Below are 18643 nucleotides of genomic sequence, written 5' to 3'. Positions count from 1 at the left end.
TGGTGTTCAAAAGGGCGCGGTGTCAAGTTAGACTGATGAAACACCTCCCGAAACATCTCCGGCCGCGGTGGCGGTACGTCGGGGTAACCGTCGAGAGCTGGCCCGACGCGGAGATCGACCGAAAGAGCTTCCAGCGGAATCTCTGGTACAGTGCCGGGAATCTTCTGGGTGAGACGGGGAGTGCCGAGCTCGCACTCTCGGTCGTCCGGTTCCGGTTCGACGGACCGACAGGGGAAGTGATCGTCCGGGTCAGACGCGACGAAGTCGACCGGGCGCGTGCGGCAATCGCCTGTCTCGACGAGATCGATGGCACGCCAGTGGGCGTCCGCGTCGCGGGCGTCAGCGGGACGATCCGGGCCTGTGAAGAAAAGTATATGGGTGACCGACGGGAACACCAGGACCAGAGACACGTCGCATTCGGTGGCGCCGACCGATCGGCGTTCGTCCGTAACGGGCGGGTGGACATCTCGGTCGACGGTGCGTTCGCAGGGGCGACGAACCTCGATCTCCAGTAACTATGCAGGGACAAAATCAACAGCAAGCCTACGACCGCGGGATCACGATCTTCTCGCCCGACGGTCGGCTTTACCAGGTCGAATACGCCCGCGAAGCGGTCAAACGCGGGACTGCAAGCATCGGCGTTCGAACGCCCGAGGGGGTCGTCATCGCAGTCGACAAACGGATCCGCTCGCCGCTGATGGAACGGGACAGCGTCGAGAAGATCCACAAGGCCGACGACCACATCGGAATCGCGAGCGCGGGCCACGTCGCGGACGCGCGCCAGTTGATCGATTTCGCCCGCCGGCGGGCCCAGGTCAACGAACTCCGCTACGGTGAACCGATCGCCGTCGAGACGCTGACCAAGGAAGTCACCGACTACATCCAGCAGTACACGCAGGTCGGCGGTGCGCGTCCGTTCGGTGTCGCGCTCATCATCGCCGGCATCGCCAACGGCGTGCCGAAACTCTACGAGACTGATCCATCGGGGACGCCATACGAGTGGAAAGCGCTCGCGGTCGGCGCAGACCGGAGTGACATTCGCGACTACCTCGAAGCGAACTACGATGACGATCTGTCGCTCGACGACGGTGTCAGGCTCGCACTCGAAGCACTCGAATCGGTCTCCGAGGATGGCCTCGAACCGGAAGGGATCGGGATCGCGACGATCAGCGTCGAGACGGAGCAGTTCCACGAGCACGATCTGGCAGAGCGAGAGGCCTATCTCGAAGAGTTCGAACTCCTGGCGAGTGAGGACGAAGACGACGAAGAGAACGAATAATCGATCCGGCGGTTACTGTCGCTCCTCGACGTCGACTTCTCTTTTCTCGATTCGCTTTTCGATTGCGTCGACGACATCCGTGAGATACGCCGTCCCCCAGATTGCGACGATGACCGCCCCGATCGTATTGAAGACGAGATCGAGCAGCGTGTCGTTCAGCCCGTGTTGTGTGAAACCGCTCATTTCGACTCCAAGACGCGTTGTGACGACGTCGACACTGAACTCGACGATCTCCCAGACGACGCCGAAGGCGAGGACGAAGACGAGAATAAAGACGAACATAAAACGGGGTGGGAGGTCGATCCCGTCCGAATGCTGATCCAGCGCCCGGACAGTCGCATAGCCGACCCCGGCGACGACCGACGCCGAGAGGGCGTGCGTGATGTGGTCGTAGAACGGGATCGCGTTGTACAGTCCGACGTTCGTTCCCGGGATGCCGACGATACCGATCGCGTGCAGGAAGGCAGCGGCAGTAATCCACATCGTGAGCCCGGGATTCATCGGGATTTCGAGGTCGCGTTCCAGGATTGCGGGCAGGAACGTGATGGAAAAACCGAGCAACGCGTTGAGAACGATCGTCGGAGACTGTCGTTCCAGTCCGACGAAGATCAGCCCGAAGAGGATCAACTGCATCGTACGCGAGAGCTGGCGCTGGCGGTCCAGAGAGAGTCTGAAATAGTTCGCGATACTCATCACTCGGGCACCTCCTCGTCGATGCGTCGCGAGACCGAGGCCTTCCGGCGGAAATAGAACTCGAAGATGAGGCCGGCGAGCACCCCTGCGATCGCCGTATAGACGAACTCCAGCATGAGATCGTCGTGGATCGCCCGGTCAGTCTTTCCGGGGACGATGAGGAACTCGGTGCCTATCAGGAGATCCAGCGACCACTGCAACACGGACCAGACCGCCGTCGCCGCGAGCGTACTCGCGACGACGAACATAATCGAGAAGCCGACGGTCAGTTTGACAGTGGTGAACAGTTCGAGTTCGACCGCGACGATCAGAGCCAGGGCTGCAATCGAGAGATACAGATTGATCGCCTGGGTGATATCGAAGACAGCGATCGCCCGGCCCAGCGCTGGCAAGGCAGCCATCGCGATGACTTCCCAGGGGAGCATCGTCTCGGGGTTGCGGAATGCGAGTGGTGGGAGGATACAGAGTGCGATGATCCCCGATACGAAGAGGCTCCACGCCAGATCCCCAGTGATGGCACTCTCACCCACGACAATAGCCAGAAAGAGTAGCAGTGCCCACCCAATGACCGCGTTCGTCCGCCTGTTACGGAGGAGATTGTCGGCGACAGACTGCGACATATTTCAAATTTGTCGTCAGGGATTAAATCAGTGTGGTCCCGACGACGATGTAGGCGGCCCCGTAGGACAGCAATGCGACCGTCACCGCGGTCAAACCGGTCAGAAGTGCCGCCTGTCGGGTCCCTGCCGATCGGAGATCGGGCCGCGGGAGATTAGTCAGTAACCCGATAGAACTCACGGCGAGGACACTGTAGACGAAGTGATAGGAGACGTCGAGCGTCGGCGGCGGAATGAAGAGTACGACGCCGGCGTACACTGCGCCCACTGCTGCAGTTGGGTGAACCCGCTCGGCGACTGGAAGCTCCCGGAGTCTGGCGTAGACGAGAACCGCAAACCAGATCGTCGCGAGTTCGAGTGCGAAGGCGCCGATCAGATGGATCGTCGGATCAGCAGCGAGTGTCACCCTCGTCGGGAGAAACCGGACGTCGAAGGGGTACAGCAGTGTCGGTGCAGTGCCGGTAAAGAGGTCACCGAAGGGGTGCGTGAGCAATCCGATCAGAGCAGCCCCGAACACCGTCTGTGGCTGCAATCCCGCACGGCGTGCGATCAACGTCACCGCGACACCCGCGACGACGAAAGAGGCCATGACGCCACCCTCAAGAAAGCCAACGAGAACGCCCGTCGCGATAACGGAGCCCCCAAGCAGTGCGACACCAGCGACCCGTCGTAGATCCCGTCCCGCGAACAGCCCAAAGGCGATGGCGCTGAACAGCCCGATCACGAGCGAATGTGTCATCCCACGGTGGACTGTCAGCCCGGCATCCCAGAAGCTGTTGAGCAGGACGCTGGGATCCAGCGTTCCTGCAGTGAGTATCCCGATCAAGGCGTATCCCATATCGGCATCCGGAACGATGGCGAACCCCCCTGCCGCAGCGCCGATCAACAGCGCTTTCCCCGCATCGACACCGGCCCAGTCCGCGAGCCAGGCACCGAGCGCGAATGCCAGCGCTGCGTGTCCGACCATCATAATTGCTCGAATTACGATTTGAGGCAGTTTAAATCATTCGAGAGTCGTGAGAGCGATCCACACTACCTCGGATAACTTATTCGACATATTGCAGTATAACCAAGAGGGGTCTGCTCCAAAAGAGAGGTATGCAACCACTAGAGCGGCCTACCTTTCGATCCGAGGCGAGCAAGCAGATCTACCAGTACGTCGAGCGCCACGGAACTGCTGCACGCCATCAGACCCGCAGTGCAGCCGGGCTCTCTTCGGGCGAGTTCGAAGACGAACTCGAGTGGCTGATGACGAAGGGGTATCTCGAAGACGAGGGCGGAACACTTCGGATCGGGCTCAACGCCGGCTCTGTCGAGGAACACGTCTCCGCCGATTTCACCTACACGATTCGGCCAGCGCGCCAGGAGGATTTCGAGGGACTGGTCGATACGATCCGAGACGTCACCGCGGAAGACACCTACGTGGTCGCGGAGAGTATCGCCGACCGCCTGCTGTACGAGGATACGGTCCAGCGACACAACACGGTCGAATCCCGGGTCTTCTTCGTCGCGACGAACGACGGCGAGGTGATCGGCTGGACACACCTGGATCTGCCACAGACGGACAAGCTCCAGAGCACGGCACAGTTGACTGTCGGTGTCCGGGAGTCACACCGCCAGCGCGGCGTCGGCAGTCAGTTGCTCGGCCGCGGACTCGACTGGGCCGAAGCGAACGGCTACCAGAAGGTGTACAACAGCATCCCGATGACCAACGACAGGGCGCTGTCTTTTCTGGAAGCCCACGGCTGGGAGACGGAAGGCATTCGCCGCGACCACTACACAATCGAGGACGAACTGATCGACGAAGTGATGATGGCCTATACCTTCTAAACCACCTTTTTCATCGTCGGGGTGGCGCGAAGCGCGAACCACACCACGAAAAAACAGGGTCAAAAAGGCCGCGACTCACTCCGTTCGTCGCGGTGAAACGCACTCGCTTCGCTCGTGCGTATGATCGTGGTGATTGGTAGTGAATATAGAGTATCACAATACTGATGTAATCCGCAACTAATCCACTAGCTACGCGACTGAGCGCAGTATGGGGGAACAGATGGAACCACAGGAGTATTTCGAGCGAGTCGTCCGCTTTCTACAGACAAAGGGGTGGAACACCTCGACCAGTCAACTGGCCGAGAGTGCCTACGTCGTCACAGGAACGCGGGAGAGCGATACGTACTACGACCGGATGCTGACTATCGTGGCCATCGACGAGGAGACGAATCTCACAGGCGAGCAGCTGGAGTTTCTGCGAAATGCCGCCGAGGAAAACGACGTCGATCAGATGATGGCGACGTGTCGCGCCGGTCTCGACGACGATGCCAGACAGATCAGTCAGGAGGAGGGAATCGAGTTTATTGACCCAGCGACGATAGACGACGCCTTCATCGACGAGTTCAGTATCGAGGACGGACCCGTTCTCGACGCACCGACTGACAGCGTCTTCGAGGGGGCAGCTGTTCAGCAAGTGACGACGATTCTGGGGCTCTACGTGCTCGTCGGTGTGGGATACGGGAGTCTCGTGGCGACTCTGGAACTCTTCTCCGTGACCCCCGCCTCGGCAGGCCCGGAGCTACTTGTTGGCGCAGTCTATCTGGGTGGGCCACTGCTCGCAGCCATCGGCGCAGTCTGGGTCACAGACGGGACTCGGCCGCTCCTGGGGTTTCTCGGTACCGTTGTCGGGTATATTCTGTTCGTCGGCATCCTCGCAGGGACAGCGATCGCGCTGGGGCTGGCAGGATCGACCGGCCCGTTCGCCTCGGGGAACACTGTGGCAGGCGTCGCTGTCGGTGCACTTCCTGTCGGACTGGTACACCTCGGTGTGGCCAGTCTGGCTACTCTGTCCGGTAGTGCACCGACCAGCTAGTACAGTTCGAACTCGGCCGGGAGCTCCCGACCGTCCCTGTACTGTTCGAGATAGTAGACGACGCCGGGCTGGTGTGCAGCACCGACGACGAGGTGGACATTTTCGGCGTTCTGGTTGTGATACATTGCATACTCCGCCATCCGTTCGTTGCGTGCGTGTGACATGAGTTCGAGTTCCGGATCGTGATACCGGAGCCACTCGCGTTCGAGTGGTTGCGGGAGGAAGGTTCGCTCGTAGTACTCCTGCAGGTCGACGAGTCGTTCTGGATTCCGGCTCGCCTCGGCCCGGAGCTGAAAGGCCTCGTAGCTTTTGCCGACCCCGATATCAGCGTGATCGGTCAGAAAACTCGCTGCGATATCACCCAGTGTCTGTTCGAACTTCTCACCGTACATCGTACTGCCCGAATCGATAAGCGAGAAGGTCGCGTCCCGGAACTCGCCTGTGACAGGCGCGGTTTCCTCGAACACCGGTTCGGAACTGCTTCGACGGTCCACGTGCGAGGCGGTTTCGACCCCCTCGCATCGATCCATCGCCCAGAGGTAGTCGTCCATCTCACAGACCTCGGGAAAGTCCTCGAAGTACATCGAACGGATCCCCTGTTCACAGTAGACAGACCCGTTGCTGCGGAGATACTCGGTCACGTACTCCCGGAGATACTCCGCCTCTGGCTCGGTCCCGACGTGTGTGATGCCGTGGACGTGAAATGTCTGGCCGTCGATGTCGACAGTTGTCCCTGCCAGCCCGGATGCGTCTGTCCGATTTCGCTGTCGTTCCCGGAGTACCGACTGCCAGATCTCTTTCGCTGAAAAATAGATCTCGTGAATCGACCCGATTCCGAACGTCTCGGAGAGATCGGAGAGTTGCTGGGCCTCCTGGATGGCCTCGAACTGCTCGGATTCGGAGGGTGGGGCCATTCTACCGGGATCTAGGGGCTGGATTGTAAAGAAGGCACGTAGTGTCTGTCTGCGGAGAACACATCCGCGCTATCTCGCTGGGTTCCGACGGGCGAGGGAAGACGCGATTACCGAAGGTCGTGGAATTCGACCTCGCCAGTTTCGGTGTCGAGGATTACCCCTGCAGGTTGCTCGGTGGATTCCGAATCGGTCGGGATCCCGCCCGGATTGATCCGAACAGTGCCGTCCTGCTCTTCGTGGGCTCTGGTGTGTGTGTGGCCGTGAAAGACGTAATCGTAGTTGCCACATTCGACAAGTGCGTCGACAATCGGCGAACTTGTCCCGTGATAGATCGCCACTCGTTTGCCGCCAAGGGAGAGCTCACCCATCTCACCGAGGTACGCGCCGACATTCCGCACGGCATCCTGCAGGGCCCACTCGCCGTCGTTGTTCCCGCGGACTGCGTAGAAGTCGAAATCACCATCGAACGGTGTGACAGAGAAGGGCGCGACGATATCGCCACAGTGGATGACTGAGTCAACCTCTCCGTCGAAGAGGTCGACAGCAGCAGTGATGACATCTCGATTGTCGTGCGTATCAGAGACGACTCCAATTAGCATACTATAATCATTCAGCCGGATGGCGTATCAAACTTTGCCGGACGGAAAATTGCTTTGTGTTCGTAAACCCGCCGGAACGCTGTCGATCAGCATCCCCCTCGCTCAGGATATTACAGAACCTAGATCGCCTACTGCTCGCTGCTCTCGTTGTTTTGCCGATCCCCACTGCCATCTTCTCCCGTCTGGTTTCCATCAGTATCCGTCGCGTCACCAGTTTCCTCCTCGTCGCCTTCGTCAGCCACCTCTTCGACCTCGACATCCTCCCCGCGAACCCCGCTTTTGGAGATGACGGGGGTCAGATTGTATCGCAGCTTCTGGCCGCGCTTGACGACGTTGATGTCGAACACGAACTCGACTGCCTCACCAGCGACAACGTCGAAACTCTGTGTAATCTGTAGTTTTCCACTCGGCACCTTCACCTCTGCAACCTCGCCGTCGACGACGCCCTCGATATCGGCGACGTAGAGTTCGATCTTGGTGTAGCGCCCCTCCGACAGCTCCCCGTCGAAAACGGAGATCGCACGGTCGTCGACGACCTGTGTGAGATCGACGGTTGCACCGTCCAGATCGAGAGTGTAGAAGCCACCCCGGCCCGCTCCACCGTCCGAATCTTCGTCCGATTCATCATCTGACGGGTCCTCCTCGGAGGAGTTCTCGGCACTACGTTCCTCCGTCTCACTGTCGTCCTGCACGCCGTCGCCCTGCTCGCCATCATCTGTTTCCTGGGCGGCAGCCGTTGCATTTTGTTCGGTCTCGTTCGTTTCCCCGGCATCATCGTCCGAGTCCGTCTCTCCGTCTTCCGAATCCCCGCCGCCATCGAAAATCCGGGCCCGGTCGAAACTGACGTCGAGGCGGTCGAAATCCCCGATGTCGGCCGGCATATCGCTGACGAGCAGCCGGAAGCTTCCACTGTCTGTTTCGGTTTCATCCGAGCCGTCCTCCGAACCTGTACCGTCTGAAGAACCGTCGGGCGAGTCGTCATCTGTCCCACTCTCAGATGCACAGCCAGCGAACATCGTGACACCGGCCCCACAACTCGCTGCGAGAAATTTCCGCCGTTGTAGTGTACCGTCGCTGTCTTCGATCTTTGAGTGCGACGTATCTGACGGTTGTATATCAGTCACGTCTGTTTTGTAGCCGACTGCATGTAAAAGGATGCTGGCCGATCTGCCTGACGCAACCGGTGTCGATGCTGTCGTAGTCGGAGCGCATTTGCCTGTCCACGCCAATATGGCTGTATGCGTGTTGCCGTACTCGGCGCTGGCTACGCCGGACTGACAGTCGCCTGCCGGCTCGAACGCACACTGCCAGACGACGTCGAACTGGTCGTCGTCGACGAATCATCAGACCACGTCGTCCAGCACGAACTCCACCGGCTCGTCCGGTATCCAGAGCTCTCTGACGTGATCTCCGTCCCACTCGACGATATCCTCACGTCTGCGAGGATCGAGCAGGCGACAGTGACAGATATCGATACCGAGGCAGGTGTCGCGACACTCGAAGACGACGGTGAGACGGAGACCCTCGAATACGATTACGCTGCGGTCTGTCTCGGTGCGGAAACCGAGTTCTACGGACTCACTGACGTGGAACAATACGCCACGCCACTCAAGCGAATCGAGCACGCACGCGAGATCCGTGCGGATGCGCTGGCAGCCAGTGGCGGCGATGCCGTCGTCGGCGGGGCCGGTCTGTCCGGTATCCAGACCGCCGGTGAACTCGCCGAACTGGCCACGGAGGAGGAACTGGATCTCGACGTGACGATCGTCGAGATGGCCGACCAGGTCGCACCCGGATTCGATGCGACGTTCGCCGGGGCGATTCGCCGGGAACTCGAAGTCCGGGACGTGACGGTCGAAACCGGTGTCGCGATCGAGTCGGCCGACGAATCGGTCGTCCACCTCGAAGACGGCCGGTCGTTGTCCGCCGAAGTGTTCGTCTGGACCGGTGGGATTCGTGGCCCCGCATCACTGGGCGGTGACCGGCTCGCGACCGCAGGTGATCTGCGCGTCAGCGACAGTACGTTCGTCGTCGGTGACGCTGCAAATGTGACCGACGAGGCTGACCGAGTCGTTCCAGCAAGTGCACAGACAGCCATCCGGGAAGGTGGTGTGGCCGCAGAAAACATCCTGAAGCTGGTCGGCGAAACAGGGACAGAGAGTGGGACAGTCACGATTCCTGTGACCGGCCAAGATGGCGAAGACAGCCAGTCGGAGGCTGCTGAACCCGACGAGTCCGCCGAGACGTCGCTGACCCAGTACAGCTACAGTTCGCCAGGCTGGGTCGTCAGCGTCGGCAATGGGGCCGTCGCGAAAGTCGGCCCAGTGGTGTTCAGCGGCGAGCCAGCGAAAGCGACCAAAGCAGGAATCGGTGCGGGTCATCTCGGCTCTGTGGGGGCGATCTCGAAGGCCTCACAGCTCGTCGCCGAGGAACTGGGCTGGCCCACAACTGACAGCCTCGGGATCACCGAGTATCTCGACAACAGGGGGGTTCTGGGGAACGATCCCGGCCGTCCGAGTGAACTCGGCGAGCCCTTCGTTCGCTTTCTCCAGGGGGTTTCAGACGTGCTCGGCGAGGACCGGACGATCGACGTCACCCGGGTGACACAGGAGGGTGATCCCGATTACCCCGGCAGTGCGATGAACAGACTTCAGCGATTCCTGTTCGACACTGCTGGACCCACGGAAACCACGGATGGAGAGTCAGTCGAGATCACCATCGAGGACGAGAGTGAGGATCGAAGCGACGATGACGGGGACGCTGAAGCAGACGGTACGGACGATCCTCGAGCAGACCAGTAGCCAGGTAACACAAAAACGGTTTTGCACAGTCCGACCCCAGAACGAGTATGGTATCGGAACTCTTCGACGACGACCACTGGGAACGGATCGACGGATTCGATTTTACCGACATCACCTATCACAGAGGAACAGACGTCCCGGCAGTCCGGATCGCATTCGACAGACCCGAGGTCAGGAACGCCTTCCGGCCGGAGACAGTCGACGAGCTGTACACGGCGCTGGATCACGCCCGCCGACAGGCGACCGTCGGCTGTGTTCTGCTGACCGGCAACGGGCCATCCGAGAAAGACGGCGGCTGGGCCTTTTGTTCTGGCGGCGACCAGCAGATCCGCGGCGAATCGGGCTACGAGTACCAGGACGACGACGCGGAACCCGCCGCACAGGAGGGACTCGGTCGACTCCACATCCTCGAAGTCCAGCGACTCATCCGATTCATGCCCAAACCCGTCATCTGTGTCGCACCGGGCTGGGCAGTCGGCGGTGGCCACTCGCTGCACGTCGTCTGTGATCTCACGATCGCCAGCGAGAACGCGATCTTCAAACAGACCGACGCCGACGTGGCATCCTACGACGCCGGCTTCGGATCGGCCTACCTCGCGAAACAGGTCGGCCAGAAGAAAGCCCGCGAGATTTTCTTCCTGGGTCGGGATTACGACGCCGAAGCGGCCGCCGAGATGGGCATGGTCAACGAAGTGACACCTCACGAAGAACTCGAAGCGACCGCTCTGGAGTGGGCCGACGAGATAACCCGCAAATCTCCGATGGCGATCCGGATGCTGAAGTACGCCTTCAATATGACCGACGATGGGATGGTCGGCCAGCAGGTGTTCGCAGGCGAGGCGACACGACTCGGCTACATGACCGAGGAGGCCCAGGAGGGGCGGGATGCGTTCAACGAAAACCGCGAGCCGGAGTTCCGACAGTTCCCGTGGCACTACTAGAAGCGAGCCATCTTTGAACCTCCCGTCCGTACTATTGTGTAATGACAGCGACTGCTGACGTCTCACGGCGGCAGGCCTGGCTGATGGCTGCACGGCCACAGACGTTGCCAGCCGGTGGCGCGCCGGTCCTGATCGGCGTCGCACTGGCAGTCGCGGACGGCGTATTTGCACCCTTGCCTGCAGTCGCAGCACTCGTCGGTGCTTTGCTCATCCAGATTGGCACCAACTTCGCGAACGATTACTACGACGCGGTCAACGGGGCCGATACGGACGACCGCGAGGGGTTCACGCGGGTCACTGCTGGTGGCCTGATCGAACCTGAGCGGGTGAAACTGGCGATGATCGGCTCGTATGGACTGGCGGTTGTCGTCGGGCTCTACCTCGTGGGTATCGGCGGCCTGCCGATTCTCGCTGTGGGTCTCTCCAGTATCCTCGCCGGCATTCTGTACACGGGTGGCCCCTACCCCTACGGTTACTACGGACTGGGTGATCTGTTCGTATTCGTCTACTTCGGACTGGTCGCCGTCACCGGCACCTACTACGTGCAGGCAGTGACGACTACCGGGGCGGGTGTGTTCCCGCTGGGGCTCCCTGCAGGAACGGTGACCGCCGCCACAGCACTGGGCGGTGTCGCCGCCGGCGCGCTCGCAACCTGTGTCCTCGTGATCAACAACATCCGTGATCTGGAAACCGATCGCGAGGCAGACAAACGCACACTCGCGGTCAAGTTTGGCTACAGATTCTCCCGGGTCGAGTTCGGTGGCCTCCTGGCTGCTGCCTACGCCGTCCCGGCCCTGCTGTGGCTGGGTTTCGGCTACCACATCGCGGTACTCCTTCCCCTGCTCTCGGCTCCGCTGGCAGCCAGGATCGCAACTATCGTCCTCGAACAGACCGACGGAGAAAGCCTCAATCCCGCACTGGAGCAGACGGGTCAGTTGCTCGCGCTGTACGCGATCCTGTTCGCAGTGGGACTTCTGGTCCCGGAGGTGATCTGAGATGCTCGAAACACAGCCGTTTACCGTACAGCTCGACTCGCCACTGGAGACAGCACGCGGGACGATAGACGCCCGAGAGGGATTTCTGATCCGGGTCCAAACTGACGAACTCGATGGGATCGGCGAGGCCACGCCACTGGTTGGCTGGACGGAGTCCTACGAGGAGTGCCAGGACGCACTGATCCGCGGCGAGGAGATCGCGAAGGAACTCGACTGGGGGATCGCGCTCGCGAAACTGGAAGCCCCAGCAGCGCGCCACGGACTCTCACTCGCGCTCGCTGACGGGCGTGCGAAAGAGGAGAGTCAACCGCTGTACAGATCACTCGGCGGGTCGGGCAGTGTCGAACAGGTGCCGGTCAACGTTACACTCGGGGCCAACGAACCCGCGGCACTCGCACAGCGGGCAGCCCAGTCGGTCGAACAGGGATACCGTTCGATCAAACTCAAGATCGGGACGAACGGGATCGAAGAGGATGTCGAACGGGTCCGTGCCGTCAGGAACGCAGTCGGCGACGAGATCGAACTCCGTGCCGACGCGAACGGGGCCTGGACCCGCGAGCAGGCGATCCAGGCGATCGATCGGCTCGCAGCCCTGGACGTCTCCTACATCGAACAGCCACTCCCGACGGCCGATCTGAGCGAACACGCGGGACTACGGGGACGTGGCGTCGATATCGCACTCGACGAGTCCCTGGCTGCACACGATGTCGTGGATATCATCGAGTCGGACGCAGCCGACGTGCTGATTCTCAAACCGATGGTGCTCGGCGGGCCCGATCGAACTGTCGCGGCAGCAAAGCGCTGCCGGGAGGCAGGAATCGTCCCGGTGATCTCGACGACGATCGACGCCGTCGTCGCCCGTGTCGGTGCAGTCCACGCCGCTGCTGCGATCCCGGACATCCGGCCCTGCGGACTCGCCACAGGGGGACGGCTCGCGACCGATCTGGCGCGCGATCCGGCCCCGGTCCAGGACGGCCAGATCAGGGTCCCACAGGAAGACGGCCTCGGTATCGTCGACAGCCCGATCTGAGATGTCGGGGCCGCTCCAGCGGTTCGATCTGCTCGCAACCAGAACCGAGGCGACGCCACAGCGGACTGCCCTCCGTTCGGCAGAGACCGGGGAGTCCTACACGTACCGCCAACTGGACGAGGCAGTCACAGAAACCGCGCGGGCACTGAACGCCCGGGACAGTGACCAGTCTGGGCCGACTCGACTCGGGATTGCACTGTCGCCATCGCCCGAGTTCGTCGTCGGATTCTACGCGACAGTGCGGCTGGGCTGGGAGGTCGTCCCGCTGAACACTGCACTCGCTACCGGTTCGCTTTCCACACAGATCGACCGGGTCGAACCGGATATCTGTCTCTGTGAACGGGAGACAGAGCAACTCGCAGCCGACGTGATCGATACTGAGACCACGCCGTTGTTCTCGGTCGACGAGCCCACCGTCGAGGGGACGGCACCACTTTTCAGCGAATCGGAGCCGTTCGATCCAGCACCTCCCAGCTTCGAGGACACCTGTCTGATCCTCTTTACCTCCGGGACCACTGGTGACCCGAAAGCTGTACAGTTGACTGGTGGAAATCTCACTTCGAGTGCGTTCGCATCTGCGCTCCGGCTGGGTGTGAATCCTGACGATCGCTGGCTGTGCTGTCTGCCGATGTACCACATGGGTGGTCTCGCACCGGCGATCCGGTCGGTTCTCTACGGAACCGAACTCCTCGTGCAACAGGAGTTCGATGCCTCCCAAACCGCACAGGTTCTCGAATCCGACGGCGTTACCGGCGTCTCGCTGGTTCCGACACAGCTCACACGGTTGCTCGACGAGGGTATCGATCCGGACCGGCTCCGGACGATTCTACTGGGCGGTGCACCCGCTCCGGGTCGACTGCTCGACCGCGCCCGGGAGGCCGGTCTCCCGGTGTATCCGACCTACGGGCTGACCGAAACCGCCTCACAGGCCACGACGGCACTGCCAGCCGAGACGGCGGAGTTTCCCGACACTGTGGGGCAGCCACTGCTCGGGACGACGGTTCGGATCGTCGAAGACGGTCAGCTCCTCGATCCCGGGGAGCGCGGCGAAATCGTCGTCGACGGCCCGACAGTCAGCCCGGGCTATCTGGACGCCTCGAACACTGCAGACGCGTTCAGCGAGTGGGGGTTACACACTGGCGATATCGGCTACAGAGACGAGGACGGGCGGCTGTGGGTACTCGGCCGCCGCGACGAGACGATCATCACCGGCGGCGAACTCGTTTCGCCGACTGACGTCGCCGAGTCGTTGCAGGAGGCACCCGGCGTCACGGATGCAGCAGTCCTGGGACTCGACGATCCCGAGTGGGGCCAGCGGGTCGGTGCGGTGGTCGCGGTTGCCCAAGAAGCGTTCGATGCTGCAGCGATCCGAGAACAGGCAATCGAGTACTGCCGGGCGAATCTCGCTGGCTACAAGCGCCCGAAAACGATCGCCGTCACCACAGAGATCCCGCGAACCCACTCCGGGACTGTCGACCGGGACCGTGTTCGCAAACTCCTCGAATCGAGGGGGCGAGGCGTTTCCGGTACCGATTTCTCGTAGCCAGTCGAAGAGATAGCCGTGCCAACGACACGTTCGGATGGCGTCACCCTCCACTACGACACCGCCGGATCCGGCGAGCCCGTGGTCTTCGTCCCCGACGTGGGCTACGGTGCCTGGCAGTGGGCCTGGCAGTACGACGGCCTCGCGGGCCCCTACAGAGCGATTGTCTGGGATCTCCCCGGAACGGGCCAGTCTGACACACCAGACGGACCCTACAATATCGAGACGCTCGCAACCGACCTGGAGGCCGTTCTTGCCGCTACCGAGGTCCGAAGCGCCCACGTTATCGGAGCAGGACTCGGTGGGATGATCGCACTCCGGTACGCACGGGAGTACGGCCGGGCCAGAACGCTCACACTGTTCAGGACAGCACCGCGCGGTGACCTCGTCGACCGGGATACACTCCAGGCACTTCACCCGCCAGATCCGTCGATGGACGAACTCAAAGAGTCCCTGAACGGTGCCTTCTCGGCGGAGTTTCGCTCCGATCAGTCGGAGACGATCGATCGGATCTGTGAGTGGCGCAGAGAGGAGGATGCAGAAAAGTCCGGCTTCGAGGCCCAGGTAGCAGCTATGTGTGACTTCGAGGCAGGGCCACTGTACGAACAGACACTCCCGACGCTCGTCTGTCACGGCCTCGACGATCCGGTGGTCGAAATCGACGTCGGACGAGAGCTTGCGGCGGATCTACCCCGCGGCACGTTCGAGCCAGTGGCGGGCAAACGGCTCTGTCACATCGAACACTCGCGTGCCGTCACCGACCGGATCGACGGATTTCTGACAGCGCACAGCCGCGAGAAATAGTTCTCAGGCGTGTCGCAAAGGACGGCAGAAATCACCAGTTGAGGGGGTCTTTTATCCGACGAGCACGTTTCCGTGTGTAATGAGCCGACTTCGCATTGCGTTGCTGAACGCTGCCCACGATGGTGCGGATACCCGACGGAACTTCCGGCGGGAGGTCGACGCGGATCTCGTCGAGTTTCACGTCACCGAGCGGGAGCTACCGGAGACCTTCGAGTACGACGGCTGTATCGTCACTGGCTCCCGGGCCTCGGTCTACTGGGACGAGCCCTGGATCCAGGATCTCAAGCGGTGGATCGGGGATGCAATCGAGACCGGAATGCCGTTTCTCGGGGTCTGTTTCGGCCACCAGCTACTCGCGAACGTACTCGGCGGCTCCGTCGAGGACATGGGCGAGTACGAGATCGGCTACCGGGAGGTGCGACACGACGACAGCTCCCCGCTTTTCGATGGGATCCATCCGGAGTTTACCGTCTTTACGACACACTCCGATCGAGTGGGTTCGCTGCCGCCGGGGGCAGAGCGCATCGCTGAAAACGAGTACGGCGTTCACGGCTTCCGGAAGGGCAACGTCTTCGGCGTCCAGTTTCACCCCGAGTACGACGAGGCGACGGCCGAATCGGTCACGAAGGGAAAAGACGAACTCTCGGACGAGCGACTCGAAGCAGTACTCGACGGCATCGACGAGGAAAACTACGCGGCAGCCTGTGAGGCGAAGACAGTATTCGAGAACTTCACCGGGATCGTTCGGGATCGCGTAGAGGCAGAACAGATCGCCACGACTGCCTGAACCTCGGAAGTCTGCGGCGAGAACACTACTTTTCGGTTCCGACGTGCCTCGCGATATCGGTCGACGTGACTATGCCGACCACAGTGCCATCTTCGATGACCGGGAGATGGGAGATTTTGTGTTCGACCATCTCCGCGGCGGCCTGGGTGACCGAGATCTCCGCCGGCGCAGTGACGATCTCTGTTGTCATGTACTCGCTAACAGTCAGTTCGGCGCCGGACTGGTCTGCCGAGACGACCTCGATGAAATCGGTCGAGGTAAGAATCCCGACGGGAGTACAGTCGTCGTCGATGACTGCGATCGATTTGATCCCCTGATCGAGCATCGCGTCCGCAATCTCGTCGAGGCTCCTCTCGGGGTCGACAGTCAGGACGGGTGTGGTCATGATTTCGGAGACAGTTGTCGTCATTACTGACACTTCGCAGGGAGTGATTGAGAAAATACCGGTTGCAGTGACACAAAACGACTGAGACTACCGGTACCGTTCGAGTTCGGCAACTGCAGCAGCTGTCCCGTACTGTTCGACGAGCGGTTCGACGGCAGAGCCGAGCGTTCGCTTGCAGATCGACTCCGTCTGAAACCCTTCCATCTCGGTGACAGTCGCCCAGGGTTGTCCCTGCAGAGCTTTCCGGATCAACAGTCGCTCCTGTTCGGGGGAGAGTAGATCTGCGTCGTCGACAAGATATCTGAAACAGAGTTTGCGAACAGCCCGTGGTGCTGTCTCGAATATCGCCTTCCCGTGTGGGAGACCGGCGGCGTGTCGCCACTCCCACTTCGTGAGATCGAGCGCCGGGTCACCGCTCGTCGATCGACAGGCCGCCCGGACGACCGCCGGCTCGACCGTCGAGAGCGATTCACGGAGTGTCTCTGGCGTCCGACGAAGGAACCATTCCGTGTGGCGATGGTGGAGCTGTTTTCCCTGGTCTGACAGTGGTCGCAGCATGACGACCGAGTGCTCACCCGAGCGGTCGTTGCGCGTCGTGGAGAGGTGGACCGTCCGGTAGCCGTTCTGCATCCAGAACTCGACGAGTTCCGGCGTGACGCCGTAGGCAACCCCCAGCCAGTCGACGCCCTGCTCTTTGGCATCCGCGCCGATCCGGTCGAGCAGGTGTGAACCCAGCCCTTGGGATCTGCGAGCGGGGTGCGTTGCAATCCGCATGACACGACAGCCGTCCGGTTTGCCCGCGTTCTCGTCGCGTAGCTGGCTCGTCAGCACGTCCGGGATCAGGTTACCCTGGACTCGCTGGCCCTCGTAGATCGCAGTTCGAAGCGTCTCCGGGAGCGACCCCTCGCGAGCGAGCAGCGCAACGGCGACGACGTGGTCGTCACTCGTGAGTGCGTGGATAGAGACGTTCGGTGCGTCGAGCAGGCGTGCCAGATCGTTCGGTTCCGTCCGGTAGTGAGCGGTCACGAGCAGCCCGAACAGCTCGCGGAGGAGGTGTGGGTCGGCCAGCAGTTCGGCACTCGACATCTGGCGATACTCGACAGTGTCCGGCGCCGCGTCTTCGACGACTGCGTCGACCGGCGGGCTCGCATCGAGCGCGAGCGCGCGAAAGAGCCACACCTCGACCGGATCACCGGCGGCGTACCGGATCGGCTCGGAGAGAGACAGCTCCGTGACTGTGAACCGACTCTCCGCCAGCGCTCCCCGGAATCTGACCGAAAAACCGCGGCCTGTCCCCTCGTAGCCCCGCACTGTGGTGGTGAATGCGATCGATCGGGCAGCGAGCAGGTCGCCGAGCAGTCGAACCGGAATCGCGGCTGCCTCGTCGACGAAGACGGTGTCGGGGTCGTCGGGAAGGGTCGCAGCTTCCGTCGGGGCTTCGTAGCGAATCCGGCCGCGTTCGGTCTCGACCGTGCGATCATCGCGCTGCTCGAATGGGGTCTCAATCGCTTCGAGTAACTCCGACGCCCGGTCGAACAGTGCCGCGATGCTCCCTGAAGACGGCGCAGTGACGAGGACATCCTGCCCAGCACTGGCGAGTGAGGCCGCAGCGAGCCCGGCAGCACTCGACTTGCCGCGACCTCTGTCGGCCTCGACGACGACCGCCTCGTCGACGTCCCGGAGTCTCTCGAAGGCTCGGACGGCTTCGACCTGATCCCCGGTCTTGCAGGCGTCGTAGGCTGCGTCTGGAAAGCGATGGTCTGCTGGTGCGGTTGGTGGCTGTTTCGGGAGCCGCGGGGCAGGATGACAGCGCCCATCCTGTTCGACAGTGCCGGTTTCGGCGTCGATAACCGCGATCCCTCGATGTGTCCGGAGTGTTTCGATCAGTCGGCGTCTGAACGCAGTTCCCACTTCAGAGAGATCGAACGGCGGCACAGCGAGCGATCGGTCGAACTCGTCACGGCTGTCGGGCCATGCAGAGAGCGGTGGTGTCAGCAGGACGACCAGCCCGCCACCGACGACAGTCCCGACAATCTGTCCGAGCGACGTCGGTTCACACCGCTCGTGACAGTCGTAGACGACGGCCTCTCTGGACGTCCCAAGTAAGCGGTCGGCCTCGTGGTGAGAAAGCGATTCACAGTGAAAGGCGTCTTCCGGTCCGACGTAGCTGGTCGCTCCCGGATCGATATCGGTCGCAGAGAGCAGGTCCTCGATTCGTCGCCGCGTTGTCTCGGCTGGACCCGTGAGGACGACCAGCCGTCGCTCGTTGGTCGAACGTGCCTCGGCGAGGAGTCGGCTGATCGCGTCCATATCTGCGTTCGGGGTGGCGGTGGCATGTAGACTGTGGTCTCGGGGCGTCTGTCTGATACTGAGCGATGCGGACACTTTCTTG

The 18643-nt window shown here is 61.6% G+C and carries 19 protein-coding genes; 11 read left to right on the top strand and 8 right to left on the bottom strand.

The window, feature by feature from the left end:
- The first annotated feature begins 35 nt into the window (after positions 1–35).
- Positions 36–515, top strand: a complete 480-nt coding sequence (locus tag EOW68_RS00355; protein WP_128223191.1) for an Rpp14/Pop5 family protein — start codon at positions 36–38, stop codon at positions 513–515.
- A 2-nt stretch (positions 516–517) separates the two neighbouring features.
- Positions 518–1279 carry an archaeal proteasome endopeptidase complex subunit alpha gene (gene psmA / locus EOW68_RS00350; protein WP_128223190.1) on the top strand — a complete coding sequence of 254 codons (762 nt, stop codon included), beginning with the start codon at positions 518–520 and terminating at the stop codon, positions 1277–1279.
- Positions 1280–1291: 12 nt separating this feature from the next.
- On the opposite strand, the gene EOW68_RS00345 is transcribed toward psmA, so the two are convergent.
- Genes EOW68_RS00345 through EOW68_RS00335 form a run of 3 tightly spaced genes read right to left on the bottom strand, consistent with a single transcriptional unit; the run spans position 1292 to position 3559 of the window.
- Positions 1292–1972 carry a DUF2238 domain-containing protein gene (locus EOW68_RS00345; RefSeq protein WP_128223189.1) on the bottom strand — a complete coding sequence of 227 codons (681 nt, stop codon included), beginning with the start codon at positions 1970–1972 and terminating at the stop codon, positions 1292–1294.
- The gene (locus tag EOW68_RS00340; protein ID WP_128223188.1) at positions 1972–2592 is read right to left on the bottom strand and encodes a hypothetical protein; all 621 of its coding nucleotides are present in this window, start codon (positions 2590–2592) and stop codon (positions 1972–1974) included. Before EOW68_RS00340 ends, EOW68_RS00345 begins: the two co-directional genes overlap by 1 nt.
- A gap of 22 nt (positions 2593–2614) precedes the next feature.
- Complete coding sequence (locus tag EOW68_RS00335) at positions 2615–3559, bottom strand: metal-dependent hydrolase (RefSeq protein WP_128223187.1); 945 nt, start codon at positions 3557–3559, stop codon at positions 2615–2617.
- A gap of 128 nt (positions 3560–3687) precedes the next feature.
- On the opposite strand from EOW68_RS00335, the gene EOW68_RS00330 reads away from it, so the two are divergent.
- A complete protein-coding gene (locus tag EOW68_RS00330; RefSeq protein WP_128223186.1) occupies positions 3688–4419 on the top strand; it encodes a GNAT family N-acetyltransferase in 732 nt (243 codons plus the stop codon).
- Positions 4420–4627: 208 nt separating this feature from the next.
- The gene (locus tag EOW68_RS00325) at positions 4628–5452 is read left to right on the top strand and encodes a hypothetical protein (protein ID WP_128223185.1); all 825 of its coding nucleotides are present in this window, start codon (positions 4628–4630) and stop codon (positions 5450–5452) included.
- Here the strand turns inward: EOW68_RS00325 and EOW68_RS00320 are convergent.
- The 3 genes from EOW68_RS00320 to EOW68_RS00310 form a co-directional block, all read right to left on the bottom strand.
- A complete protein-coding gene (locus EOW68_RS00320) occupies positions 5449–6366 on the bottom strand; it encodes a hypothetical protein (RefSeq protein ID WP_128223184.1) in 918 nt (305 codons plus the stop codon). The genes EOW68_RS00325 and EOW68_RS00320 overlap by 4 nt on opposite strands.
- A gap of 107 nt (positions 6367–6473) precedes the next feature.
- Positions 6474–6965 (bottom strand): metallophosphoesterase, encoded by a 492-nt coding sequence (locus EOW68_RS00315; protein ID WP_128223183.1) that lies wholly within the window; start codon positions 6963–6965, stop codon positions 6474–6476.
- 128 nt (positions 6966–7093) lie between these two features.
- Positions 7094–8089, bottom strand: a complete 996-nt coding sequence (locus EOW68_RS00310; protein ID WP_431358668.1) for a DUF4382 domain-containing protein — start codon at positions 8087–8089, stop codon at positions 7094–7096.
- A gap of 114 nt (positions 8090–8203) precedes the next feature.
- Between EOW68_RS00310 and EOW68_RS00305 the strand changes: the two genes are divergently transcribed.
- From EOW68_RS00305 to EOW68_RS00275, 7 genes are all read left to right on the top strand, one after another.
- Positions 8204–9766: an NAD(P)/FAD-dependent oxidoreductase gene (locus EOW68_RS00305; protein ID WP_128223182.1), complete on the top strand. Its 1563-nt coding sequence runs from the start codon at positions 8204–8206 to the stop codon at positions 9764–9766.
- Positions 9767–9813: 47 nt separating this feature from the next.
- Complete coding sequence (locus EOW68_RS00300; protein WP_128223181.1) at positions 9814–10707, top strand: 1,4-dihydroxy-2-naphthoyl-CoA synthase; 894 nt, start codon at positions 9814–9816, stop codon at positions 10705–10707.
- 41 nt (positions 10708–10748) lie between these two features.
- Positions 10749–11702: a 1,4-dihydroxy-2-naphthoate polyprenyltransferase gene (locus tag EOW68_RS00295; protein ID WP_128223180.1), complete on the top strand. Its 954-nt coding sequence runs from the start codon at positions 10749–10751 to the stop codon at positions 11700–11702.
- Position 11703: 1 nt separating this feature from the next.
- The gene (menC, locus tag EOW68_RS00290; protein WP_128223179.1) at positions 11704–12732 is read left to right on the top strand and encodes an o-succinylbenzoate synthase; all 1029 of its coding nucleotides are present in this window, start codon (positions 11704–11706) and stop codon (positions 12730–12732) included.
- A gap of 1 nt (position 12733) precedes the next feature.
- Positions 12734–14275, top strand: a complete 1542-nt coding sequence (menE, locus tag EOW68_RS00285) for an o-succinylbenzoate--CoA ligase (protein ID WP_128223178.1) — start codon at positions 12734–12736, stop codon at positions 14273–14275.
- An 18-nt stretch (positions 14276–14293) separates the two neighbouring features.
- Positions 14294–15079 carry an alpha/beta fold hydrolase gene (locus EOW68_RS00280; protein ID WP_128223177.1) on the top strand — a complete coding sequence of 262 codons (786 nt, stop codon included), beginning with the start codon at positions 14294–14296 and terminating at the stop codon, positions 15077–15079.
- Positions 15080–15158: 79 nt separating this feature from the next.
- A complete protein-coding gene (locus EOW68_RS00275; protein WP_128223176.1) occupies positions 15159–15866 on the top strand; it encodes a type 1 glutamine amidotransferase in 708 nt (235 codons plus the stop codon).
- 25 nt (positions 15867–15891) lie between these two features.
- Here EOW68_RS00275 and EOW68_RS00270 read toward each other — a convergent pair whose 3' ends face one another.
- Together EOW68_RS00270 and tmcA are read right to left on the bottom strand one after the other, a co-directional pair.
- Positions 15892–16275: a CBS domain-containing protein gene (locus EOW68_RS00270; protein ID WP_128223175.1), complete on the bottom strand. Its 384-nt coding sequence runs from the start codon at positions 16273–16275 to the stop codon at positions 15892–15894.
- 63 nt (positions 16276–16338) lie between these two features.
- The gene (gene tmcA / locus EOW68_RS00265) at positions 16339–18561 is read right to left on the bottom strand and encodes a tRNA(Met) cytidine acetyltransferase TmcA (protein ID WP_128223174.1); all 2223 of its coding nucleotides are present in this window, start codon (positions 18559–18561) and stop codon (positions 16339–16341) included.
- Positions 18562–18643: the final 82 nt, after the last annotated feature.

The sequence above is a fragment of the Halovenus amylolytica genome (assembly GCA_004015825.1).
GTDB lineage: Archaea > Halobacteriota > Halobacteria > Halobacteriales > Haloarculaceae > Halovenus > Halovenus amylolytica.
The sequence above is the reverse complement of the archived record's forward strand: the minus strand, read 5'-3'. Positions and strand labels throughout refer to the sequence as shown.

Coding starts and splice junctions, on each gene's coding strand:
- EOW68_RS00345 (WP_128223189.1), bottom strand. CDS start 1,972: ATGAGTATCGCGAACTATTTCAGACTCTCTCTGGACCGCCAGCGCCAG.
- EOW68_RS00300 (WP_128223181.1), top strand. CDS start 9,814: ATGGTATCGGAACTCTTCGACGACGACCACTGGGAACGGATCGACGGA.
- EOW68_RS00355 (WP_128223191.1), top strand. CDS start 36: ATGAAACACCTCCCGAAACATCTCCGGCCGCGGTGGCGGTACGTCGGG.
- EOW68_RS00320 (WP_128223184.1), bottom strand. CDS start 6,366: ATGGCCCCACCCTCCGAATCCGAGCAGTTCGAGGCCATCCAGGAGGCC.
- menE (WP_128223178.1), top strand. CDS start 12,734: ATGTCGGGGCCGCTCCAGCGGTTCGATCTGCTCGCAACCAGAACCGAG.
- EOW68_RS00315 (WP_128223183.1), bottom strand. CDS start 6,965: ATGCTAATTGGAGTCGTCTCTGATACGCACGACAATCGAGATGTCATC.
- psmA (WP_128223190.1), top strand. CDS start 518: ATGCAGGGACAAAATCAACAGCAAGCCTACGACCGCGGGATCACGATC.
- EOW68_RS00270 (WP_128223175.1), bottom strand. CDS start 16,275: ATGACGACAACTGTCTCCGAAATCATGACCACACCCGTCCTGACTGTC.
- EOW68_RS00295 (WP_128223180.1), top strand. CDS start 10,749: ATGACAGCGACTGCTGACGTCTCACGGCGGCAGGCCTGGCTGATGGCT.
- EOW68_RS00340 (WP_128223188.1), bottom strand. CDS start 2,592: ATGTCGCAGTCTGTCGCCGACAATCTCCTCCGTAACAGGCGGACGAAC.
- menC (WP_128223179.1), top strand. CDS start 11,704: ATGCTCGAAACACAGCCGTTTACCGTACAGCTCGACTCGCCACTGGAG.
- EOW68_RS00305 (WP_128223182.1), top strand. CDS start 8,204: ATGCGTGTTGCCGTACTCGGCGCTGGCTACGCCGGACTGACAGTCGCC.
- tmcA (WP_128223174.1), bottom strand. CDS start 18,561: ATGGACGCGATCAGCCGACTCCTCGCCGAGGCACGTTCGACCAACGAG.
- EOW68_RS00335 (WP_128223187.1), bottom strand. CDS start 3,559: ATGATGGTCGGACACGCAGCGCTGGCATTCGCGCTCGGTGCCTGGCTC.
- EOW68_RS00275 (WP_128223176.1), top strand. CDS start 15,159: ATGAGCCGACTTCGCATTGCGTTGCTGAACGCTGCCCACGATGGTGCG.
- EOW68_RS00330 (WP_128223186.1), top strand. CDS start 3,688: ATGCAACCACTAGAGCGGCCTACCTTTCGATCCGAGGCGAGCAAGCAG.
- EOW68_RS00325 (WP_128223185.1), top strand. CDS start 4,628: ATGGGGGAACAGATGGAACCACAGGAGTATTTCGAGCGAGTCGTCCGC.